Origin of the sequence: Limnospira sp. (genome assembly GCF_051859755.1) — a bacterium.
GTDB classification, from domain to species: domain Bacteria; phylum Cyanobacteriota; class Cyanobacteriia; order Cyanobacteriales; family Microcoleaceae; genus Limnospira; species Limnospira fusiformis.
This window is the reverse complement of record NZ_JBIMLI010000157.1, coordinates 2,153-10,613: the sequence shown is the minus strand read 5'-3', so window position 1 is coordinate 10,613 and position 8,461 is coordinate 2,153. Positions and strand designations below refer to the sequence as shown.

General features: G+C 45.8%; 11 protein-coding genes. 7 read left to right on the top strand and 4 right to left on the bottom strand.

Annotation, left to right across the window (positions count from 1 at the left end; translation table 11 throughout):
- A partial coding sequence (locus ACTIE0_RS20515) for an IS1/IS1595 family N-terminal zinc-binding domain-containing protein (protein ID WP_439516966.1) occupies positions 1 to 233 on the bottom strand: 233 nt, incomplete at its 3' end.
- A 413-nt stretch (positions 234 to 646) separates the two neighbouring features.
- On the opposite strand from ACTIE0_RS20515, the gene ACTIE0_RS20510 reads away from it, so the two are divergent.
- Both ACTIE0_RS20510 and ACTIE0_RS20505 read left to right on the top strand, forming a co-directional pair.
- Positions 647 to 913, top strand: a complete 267-nt coding sequence (locus ACTIE0_RS20510) for a helix-turn-helix domain-containing protein (RefSeq protein ID WP_006623273.1) — start codon at positions 647 to 649, stop codon at positions 911 to 913.
- Positions 910 to 1,632 (top strand): hypothetical protein, encoded by a 723-nt coding sequence (locus ACTIE0_RS20505; RefSeq protein WP_006623272.1) that lies wholly within the window; start codon positions 910 to 912, stop codon positions 1,630 to 1,632. Before ACTIE0_RS20510 ends, ACTIE0_RS20505 begins: the two co-directional genes overlap by 4 nt.
- Here the strand turns inward: ACTIE0_RS20505 and ACTIE0_RS20500 are convergent.
- Entirely contained in the window at positions 1,604 to 2,809 is a 1,206-nt protein-coding gene (locus tag ACTIE0_RS20500) for a DNA cytosine methyltransferase (RefSeq protein WP_008054305.1), read from the bottom strand. The two genes, ACTIE0_RS20505 and ACTIE0_RS20500, sit on opposite strands and share 29 nt — an antisense overlap.
- A 159-nt stretch (positions 2,810 to 2,968) precedes the next feature.
- On the opposite strand from ACTIE0_RS20500, the gene ACTIE0_RS20495 reads away from it, so the two are divergent.
- Both ACTIE0_RS20495 and ACTIE0_RS20490 read left to right on the top strand, forming a co-directional pair.
- Positions 2,969 to 3,100, top strand: coding sequence for a hypothetical protein (locus ACTIE0_RS20495; protein ID WP_257720183.1), 132 nt, complete (start codon positions 2,969 to 2,971; stop codon positions 3,098 to 3,100).
- A gap of 38 nt (positions 3,101 to 3,138) precedes the next feature.
- The gene (locus tag ACTIE0_RS20490; protein WP_257720182.1) at positions 3,139 to 3,267 is read left to right on the top strand and encodes a hypothetical protein; all 129 of its coding nucleotides are present in this window, start codon (positions 3,139 to 3,141) and stop codon (positions 3,265 to 3,267) included.
- On the opposite strand, the gene carB is transcribed toward ACTIE0_RS20490, so the two are convergent.
- Both carB and ACTIE0_RS20480 read right to left on the bottom strand, forming a co-directional pair.
- Positions 3,264 to 6,497, bottom strand: a complete 3,234-nt coding sequence (gene carB, locus ACTIE0_RS20485; protein ID WP_006670841.1) for a carbamoyl-phosphate synthase large subunit — start codon at positions 6,495 to 6,497, stop codon at positions 3,264 to 3,266. The two genes, ACTIE0_RS20490 and carB, sit on opposite strands and share 4 nt — an antisense overlap.
- 5 nt (positions 6,498 to 6,502) lie before the next feature.
- On the bottom strand, positions 6,503 to 6,682 hold the full coding sequence (locus ACTIE0_RS20480) for a hypothetical protein (RefSeq protein ID WP_006623269.1): 180 nt from the start codon (positions 6,680 to 6,682) through the stop codon (positions 6,503 to 6,505).
- 83 nt (positions 6,683 to 6,765) lie between these two features.
- On the opposite strand from ACTIE0_RS20480, the gene ACTIE0_RS20475 reads away from it, so the two are divergent.
- From ACTIE0_RS20475 to ACTIE0_RS20465, 3 genes are all read left to right on the top strand, one after another.
- Positions 6,766 to 6,954: a hypothetical protein gene (locus ACTIE0_RS20475; RefSeq protein ID WP_006623268.1), complete on the top strand. Its 189-nt coding sequence runs from the start codon at positions 6,766 to 6,768 to the stop codon at positions 6,952 to 6,954.
- 286 nt (positions 6,955 to 7,240) lie between these two features.
- Complete coding sequence (locus ACTIE0_RS20470; protein WP_006616856.1) at positions 7,241 to 7,498, top strand: hypothetical protein; 258 nt, start codon at positions 7,241 to 7,243, stop codon at positions 7,496 to 7,498.
- A complete protein-coding gene (locus tag ACTIE0_RS20465; RefSeq protein WP_006623266.1) occupies positions 7,495 to 8,397 on the top strand; it encodes an ROK family protein in 903 nt (300 codons plus the stop codon). The genes ACTIE0_RS20470 and ACTIE0_RS20465 overlap by 4 nt, the downstream gene beginning before the upstream one ends.
- Positions 8,398 to 8,461 lie beyond the last annotated feature (64 nt).

Genomic DNA, 8,461 nt, shown 5'->3' with positions numbered 1-8,461 from the left:
CTAACCCAGTTAAGTATTGTGTTGTGAGAAATACCAGTGACTCTCTCAATGGCTCGAAATCCCATGCCATTGAGGGAAATTTTCACACAAAGCTCTTTGACATCAGAACTGTAACCTCCAGGACAGGGATTTTCTCGAAATTGGCGACCACATTCACGGCACAGGTAACTCTGTTTTCCCTGACGATGACCATTTTTGACTACTTTATGGCTTTGGCAATAAGGACAATCCATCTTGATTTATTTGAGAATATCATTTTCTATTATGCAACACCGCAAAAACGATATGAGATCCCGTCAAGCCCAGGAAGATGATACCAGGGAACACAACGGGGAATTATCCCCTATGCCCGCCGGGTTGCCAGTCCCGCCCAAAAAGCAAAGGGCGCGAGGCAAATTACAAAGCTATAAGTTGGTTGCGAGTTGTCTAATTGGGTTAATTTTGGGGAGTTTAACCTGGTGGCGGTTAAATTCAAGACCTGGGAAGATTAGCGGTTAGGAGAATCGTCAATCAGAGTACAGCTTGTTCACCAGTCGCTTAATACATTGCCCTCACCCTAAATCTGGATCCCAGAGAGGGAGAGGGACTTTGAGAGGACAAAAATATCTCTTAATGTGACTGATAGTCCGTAGACTTATCGTCCACCATGGGTAATTATGACTCTATGGAAAAATCAAAAGCAAAAACCTTAAAAGCTTTGGGATTTCTGATTAGACAGCATAGAATGGCTGTGGGTATTTCTCAAGAAGAACTAGGGCTACGCTGTGACCTAGACCGCACGTATATATCTGGTCTAGAGCGTGGTGTCAGAAATCCTTCTCTTACGGCGATTGTGGCTCTTGCTGAGGGCTTAGGAATAACCGTATCTCAACTTCTGGACAACTTAGAAATAGAAATAACTAGGACTGAATGAATCGCAATTTAGTGGCTAATTTTAAATCCCAATTAAAACCAGGTTCTTCTCAGTTAAAGGTGTTCAGTTTGCTGTCAGATCAGAAGTGGCACTGTCGCACTTGTGAAGGTAAGCAAGTAGCATCGGAGCAATACGCTGGAGGTGGTGGAATTCAAGGACTAGAGCGCGGAACTAAAAGTCGTCCGGGGCTACATCTTGAGACCAAACGGGATTTCTGTAACATCTGTAATAAAAAAACCAGATGGGATAGATGGACTGGGCAAATAAAACCGTCAAATGCTCCGGCTATTATTCCCCCCAAATTAGCAGACAGAATTTTGAAACTTTATGATTATAAAGACGTTATTGAAAATCGAAAAAGACCAACCCATGAGTTAGTGATTGATCACCGTTTTCCTATGCAGCGTTGGGGTAAAGCCGAACCTAGTCATGACATAAACATGAACGAAAACGAAATCAAAAGAAAATTTCAACTTCTCAAAAAAGATAGTGCTGGCAACCACAATTTACTGAAATCGAGAAGTTGTGAAAGATGTATGAAAACTGGTAAAAGAGGGCAGCCCATGGGTATCCGCTTCTGGTATTCTGGGGGTGAGAACTGGCCTGATAATATTCCTCCATTGGGAGCGGAAGCAGAAGGTGGTTGTATAGGTTGCGGTTGGTATGATTTTGAGTCATGGCGTAATGCTCTTAATGCAACATTAGCTGAACATAAGTAAGCTGTTTTTCGGAGACAACTATATTTTCAGCCTCATTTTCAGCCTCTGTGACAATCCTATTTAAGTAAGGAATGAGTCCATAGCCAATACACTCTGCTAGACGTGGAGGAACAGCATTTCCAATTTGCCACATGGCTTTTTTCATGGTTCCTTCAAAGATAAAAGAATCAGGAAAGGTCTGTAATCTAGCCATTTCTCGCGCTGAAATCACCCGATTTAGATGGGGATGAATATGAGTCCCCCCGTGATTCTCTTTGATGGTCATACTAGGTTTTCCGGGATACTGTCGCTTAAAAGCATCAACATAGGTTTGATACAAAGAACCTCCTGGAGGTACTTTTGATATCCGCTCCATATATTCGGGAGAATGACGAGTCCATTCATGATTAATACTGGGAATGGGTTGGTAAGCTGGTAGATCGGAAATTGCTGATTCAATTGTCTGATACTCCTCTGGAACTAATTGAGGATTTGGATAAGGATTTTCCATTCCGAAACGATTAGCTATAAAAATAGCTCTCGGTCTGATTTGGGGAACACCATAGGCGGCAGATTCAAGAATTGCCACGGAAATATTTGTGTAACCAATGGCTTGAAAAGCAGAAAAAATAGCTTGTTTAATTTTGCCTTTTTTGAGGGTTAAAATTCCCGGCACATTTTCCATAACGACATACCAAGGACGCACTTCAGCAACAATGCGAATAAATTGTTGGAATAAATGATTGCGAGGGTCATTGGGATCGCGCTTCCCAGCGACAGAAAAACCTTGACACGGTGGCCCGCCTACGACCAGATGAACTGAAGGAGAACCAATTTTAGATAGCCACTGGTGAGGATTAAAATCATTAACATCCCCACAAAAATGATGACAATTGGGAAAGTTTCTCTGATGAGTGGCGGAGGCAATTGGGTTAATTTCTACACTAGCTACTGGATTAAAACCAGCTTGCCAAAAACCCTGCGTGATTCCCCCTGCACCAGAAAATAGATCGATAAAGTTATAGGTTTGCAGTGGTTGGGATACGGGATTAATATCAACTTGAACTTGATAAGGATCGCGTTTGGTTGTGGCTAATTCACGCTGAATTCTTTGATAACGCCCTAATTTAGCTTTTTTCTGTTTCCTGGTGCTGTTATCTTTTGGATCATCTGGAAACAAGGATAATTGTAGGTCCATGACTTGAAAAATAAAGGCTCTATAATCATGATTGTGATAGATAGTCTACATAATGTCAAGACTGAGATCAAGTCGAACCTTTTGTTAACAAGAATAACGCGCCCAATGTAGGGGCATTAAAAAAGAAGGGCGGGTGCAGGTAGTTGGCTGGTTTTCCCGATGGCGGATCTAGCACCCGCCCCTACTAGCACCGACCCTTTCCCCACGGCGGTTTTTGGTGAGGTAGTGCGATCGCATTTCACCGAATTTCACCGAATTTCGACCTCGAATAACGCGCCCAATGTAATGTAGGGGCGGGTGCAGCAGTCAGCCATGGAACACACCAGCCAATGATATACACCCGCCCTTTCCCCGCCGCCGTTTTGAACAGGTGGTGCGATCGCATTCCCGACGGTTTTGGGAAAAAATCCGCCAACCGTCTAAACCCGCCCATTAGCCCTAGGGCGAGACTATTTTAAATGTAATAGTCTTGAAGGGCTTTAACATCTAGGGGGCGTTGCTGGAGCGATCGCAAAGCGGATATGGTGGCTTTAGCGCCAGCGATAGTGGTAATAATCGGGACCTTGTAAGCCAAAGCCGATCGCCGAATCATAATCCCATCAGCGCGTGCTTCCGACCCCGAAGGCGTGATAATCGCCAATTGTACCGCGTGATTTTTAATAGCATCCAATACATTAGGGCGACCCTCATGGAGTTTCAACTCTAGGTCAACCTTAACCCCATGTTCCCATAACACCTTGCGAGTGTTGATGGTAGCAGTCACCTTAAAGCCGAGATCCAGGAAATCTTGAACCACAGGAACGATCGCTTCTTTATCGCGGTCATTGACAGAGACAAACACCGTCCCCGACATGGGTATCACCTGACCCGCCGCCAATTCGGCTTTAGCAAAGGCGCGTCCGAATTCGGTATCAATTCCCATAACTTCTCCGGTCGATCGCATTTCGGGACCGAGGAGGACATCCGTACCTGGGAACTTAGCAAAAGGTAAAACCGCCTCTTTCACCGAGACATAATCGGGAATTTTCTCCTGAGTATATCCCAACTCTGCCAAAGTCTTGCCAGACATGACGCGGGAAGCCATTTTCGCCAAAGGAATACCGATCGCCTTAGACACAAAGGGAACAGTCCGGGAAGCGCGGGGGTTAGCCTCCAGAATATAAACCTGTTCACCTTGTACCGCAAACTGAATGTTCATCAGACCCACCACATTCAAAGCCTTGGCTAATTGAATAGTCTGGCGGCGTATGGTAGCGAGGACGGTTTCTGATAGACTTTGGGTAGGAATGGAACAAGCGGAGTCCCCGGAGTGAATCCCCGCCTGTTCGATATGTTCCATAATCCCACCGATGACGACATTTCCGGTATGGTCAGCGATCGCATCAACATCGACCTCAACGGCATTTTCCAGGAACTTATCAACCAAAATCGGGTGATCCGGTTCCACCAGCACCGCAAAGGTCATATATCGTTCCAATTCCTCATCAGAATAGACGATTTCCATGGCGCGACCCCCCAACACATAGGAAGGACGCACGACGACCGGATAACCGATACGACCCGCCACCGCGAGAGCCTCTTCATAGCTGCGAGCCATTCCATTCGCCGCCTGTTGAATATTCAACTCCCGGAGAATTTTCTCGAAGCGTTCCCGGTCCTCAGCGGTATCAATAGAGTCAGGGCTAGTCCCCCAAATTTTAGTTTTTAGGGTGGATTCTGACAAGGCTTTTTCCAGGGGGACGGCTAGTTTTAAGGGAGTCTGACCGCCAAACTGAATGACAATACCTAGTGGTTCTTCCGCCTCGATGATATTAAAAACATCCTCCTTGGTCAAGGGTTCAAAATAGAGGCGATCGCTGGTGTCGTAGTCGGTGGAAACCGTCTCCGGGTTGGAGTTAACCATAATGGTGATATAGCCATCATCGCGCAAAGAATAGGAGGCGTGACAGCAACAATAGTCAAACTCAATCCCCTGACCAATGCGGTTAGGTCCGCCGCCGAGAATCATGACTTTGGGGCGGTCGGAGGGGATCATTTCGTCCTCTTCCCAATAGGTAGAGTAATAGTAAGGGGTGGTAGACTCAAATTCGGCGGCGCAGGTATCCACCATTTTATAGGCAGGTTTGACCCCTAAACCCTTACGATATTTACGGACTTCATCTTCGGTGGTTTGACTTGCAAAAGCAATTTGGCGATCGCTAAAACCTTGTCGCTTAATCGCCAGCATATCCTCATGATTAATTTGGTTGAAGGGAGTGCGTTTTAAAAATTTCTCCGTCTCCAACAATTGCTGCAACTTATCCAAAAACCAAGGGTCAATCCCGGTTAACTCATAAATCTCCTCTACCGACATTCCCAATAACATGGCATAGCGGAGCGTTAGCATTCGGTCGGGGTTAGGAGTCCTTAAACCAGAACGGATAGTATCCAAACTGGGGACTTTTTCATTAGTATTAAGTCCCCAACCCGCCAAACCTGTTTCGAGCGATCGCATAGCCTTTTGGAAGGACTCGCAGAAAGTGCCACCAATAGCCATCGCCTCACCCACCGATTTCATTTGGGTAGTCAATACTGGTTCAGCACCTGGGAACTTCTCAAAAGTAAACCGGGGAATCTTGGTGACCACATAATCAATAGTTGGTTCAAAAGAAGCCGGAGTTTTTTTGGTGATATCATTGCTAATTTCATCGAGGGTATAACCCACAGACAATTTGGCTGCAAACTTCGCAATAGGGAACCCAGTCGCCTTGGAAGCCAAAGCCGAAGACCGACTGACGCGGGGGTTCATTTCAATGACAATCACATCTCCATTAACCGGGTTCACGGAAAACTGGATATTAGAACCTCCCGTTTCTACCCCAATTTCCCGGATAATTTTAATCGCCGCATCCCGCAATCGTTGATATTCCTTATCGGTGAGGGTTTGCGCCGGAGCGACGGTAATGGAATCGCCAGTATGAACCCCCATAGGGTCGAGGTTTTCAATGGAACAGATAATCACCACATTATCCGCCAAATCCCGCATTACCTCTAACTCGTATTCTTTCCAGCCAATTAAAGACTGTTCCACCAAAATCTGGGACATGGGGGAAGCATCCAACCCAGCGATCGCCAATTCCTCGTATTCTTCCTGATTATAAGCAATACCGCCCCCTGTACCCCCCATAGTGAAGGCGGGACGAATAATCAGCGGATAACTACCAATTTGCTCCGCAATAGCCCTGGCTTCATTGAGGTTATTCGCAATACCTGATGGACAGCAGCCGACCCCAATTTTCTCCATCGCCTGTTTGAACAGGAGACGATCTTCGGCTTTTTCAATCGCATCTAATTTAGCGCCAATCAGTTCAACACCATATTTGTCTAAAACCCCATTTTTCGACAAAGCCACCGCAATATTTAAGGCGGTCTGACCCCCCATGGTTGGTAATAAAGCGTCGGGACGTTCCGCCTCGATGACTTTTTCCACAATTTCTGGGGTTAAGGGTTCAATGTATGTCCGCCGGGCTGTTTCCGGGTCGGTCATGATTGTGGCTGGGTTAGAGTTGACCAGAACTACATCATATCCTTCTTCTCGTAGGGCTTTACAGGCTTGAGTCCCTGAATAGTCAAACTCACAGGCTTGTCCGATGACAATTGGACCCGAACCCAGCAGCAGAATTTTTTTTAGGTCGTCGCGTCGCGGCATATCTCTTAACTATCCGTTATTCGGTTATCTGTGAAGTACCCTACCACCACCTGGGTCAGAACAGGCTGACGCATTGGGTGTAGGCTTCCTGCTTCTCCGACAATTCCCCAGGCTATTAGTTTATAGCTGGGGTCTCCCATCGTCTCCACAGGCCTAAACGCCACTTCCTGGCGCTTAAAAATCATAACTTAGACTTAAATTTAACTGAACATCATCAGCCTAATTTTAGATCCGATGCCCAATTATGGGCGATCGCTCACTGTAATCAATGCCAGGGTACAATCTCAACTCCCGCCTAAATGTTCAGACTGAACTTGACAAGTGCGATCGTACTACTACCCTAGAACCGGAAAATCAACTAACAACCAGTAATAATGATTGTAGACATGACGAGAAAACTCCCATGATTATCAGTGTATACATATCTAAATTAATCCTCTTTTTAACAATCCAATAACAGTATATGAAAAAATGTGTCTAATTCCACCACCTAGCCATTAACAATAGCCGAAATTACCCAATTTCGAGGTTCTACCAATCAGCCATGAGTTGTGATCACAATTTCCTGAATCATCTATAATCAGTAAAGACAAGGCTGATATCAGGGAACTGATTAAATACTGATGGTGGTGAACTTATTTCATCTTCTGGCTGATATTGGTGTATCGTTACTAATGGATTGACCGATCGCCCTGATTAGTGAGAAAATGGTACAACAATCCCTTATTATCCCAAACATCCTTATGCCTAAACCTAGTTCATACGCGGTTCATCTTTTGATTCAGGGGGGACACCGGGAAGAAGTCCGGTTCAGGACGATCCAGGATTTTCAGACCTGGTACACTAAGGTTCTGATTCCTAAGCACACTGATACCGATTTTCTCAATGTCCCGATTAAAACCATTGAAGGTGAGTATCTGGTAGTTCGTCCCTCTAGTATTATGGGGATTCGCGTCGAACCCATTTATACTAGCAGCATAGAACGCGACGAAGTAGAATGAAACCAAAATCCGCTCAGGTCATTGGTATTGATTTAGGGGGGACGGCGATTAAACTGGGACTGTTTGAGGCGGACGGTTCCTGTAACCAATCCCTGACGGTGGCAACTCCACAACCCGCTACCCCGGAAGCTGTGTTGGCAGCAATACTAAACGCTATATCACAAATAACAGCCCCTGTCGAGTCTTGGGCGGCGATCGGGGTGGGTTTACCGGGACCAGTAGATGGGACGGGGCGTATCTCCCAGGTAGCCATTAACCTAGAGAATTGGCGGGATGTTCCCTTAGCAGACTGGCTGGAAGAAAAAACCCAAAAGCCAGTAATCATGGCTAATGATGCTAATTGTGCGGGGTTGGGGGAAGCCTGGTTAGGGGCGGGACGAAATTTTGATAATCTGATTATGTTAACTCTGGGGACAGGAGTTGGCGGGGCGATTATCCTCAATCGTCAGTTATTTGTGGGTCATCGCGGCGCGGCGGGGGAGTTGGGATTAATTACTTTGAACCCCGATGGACCCCCTTGTAATAGCGGAAATCAGGGTTCTCTGGAACAATATGTCTCTGTACAAGCTATCCGCCGAGAAACGGGTGATCACCCTTCTGACCTAGCCAAAAAGGCGATCGCAGGTGATTCCCAAGCCTTAGCCTATTGGGAAGAATATGGGCGACGGTTAGGGGCGGGTTTAGCTAGTTTAATTTATGTTTTGACTCCAGAAGCGGTCATTTTAGGCGGTGGTATTAGTGCGGCAGCGAATCTATTTTTACCAACCCTCTGGGAGGAAATTCAACGCCGAGTTTTACCCACTTCTCGGGAAGGGCTACAAATTTTGACCGCCGAATTAGGAAATCAGGCGGGTACTATAGGGGCGGCGCGACTTGCTTTTCAGATAATTAATAATTAATAATTAATAATTAATAATTAACATGATTTCCTGAAGTCAATGCTAACTCAATGTATATATGCTA

Excerpts from the sequence above, each read along its gene's own strand:
- ACTIE0_RS20480 (WP_006623269.1), bottom strand. The coding sequence starts at position 6,682 with ATGATTTTTAAGCGCCAGGAAGTGGCGTTTAGGCCTGTGGAGACGATG.
- ACTIE0_RS20495 (WP_257720183.1), top strand. The coding sequence starts at position 2,969 with ATGGCGGATCTAGCACCCGCCCCTACTAGCACCGACCCTTTCCCCACG.
- ACTIE0_RS20490 (WP_257720182.1), top strand. The coding sequence starts at position 3,139 with ATGATATACACCCGCCCTTTCCCCGCCGCCGTTTTGAACAGGTGGTGC.
- ACTIE0_RS20505 (WP_006623272.1), top strand. The coding sequence starts at position 910 with ATGAATCGCAATTTAGTGGCTAATTTTAAATCCCAATTAAAACCAGGT.
- ACTIE0_RS20510 (WP_006623273.1), top strand. The coding sequence starts at position 647 with ATGGGTAATTATGACTCTATGGAAAAATCAAAAGCAAAAACCTTAAAA.
- ACTIE0_RS20470 (WP_006616856.1), top strand. The coding sequence starts at position 7,241 with ATGCCTAAACCTAGTTCATACGCGGTTCATCTTTTGATTCAGGGGGGA.
- carB (WP_006670841.1), bottom strand. The coding sequence starts at position 6,497 with ATGCCGCGACGCGACGACCTAAAAAAAATTCTGCTGCTGGGTTCGGGT.
- ACTIE0_RS20500 (WP_008054305.1), bottom strand. The coding sequence starts at position 2,809 with ATGGACCTACAATTATCCTTGTTTCCAGATGATCCAAAAGATAACAGC.
- ACTIE0_RS20465 (WP_006623266.1), top strand. The coding sequence starts at position 7,495 with ATGAAACCAAAATCCGCTCAGGTCATTGGTATTGATTTAGGGGGGACG.
- ACTIE0_RS20475 (WP_006623268.1), top strand. The coding sequence starts at position 6,766 with ATGCCAGGGTACAATCTCAACTCCCGCCTAAATGTTCAGACTGAACTT.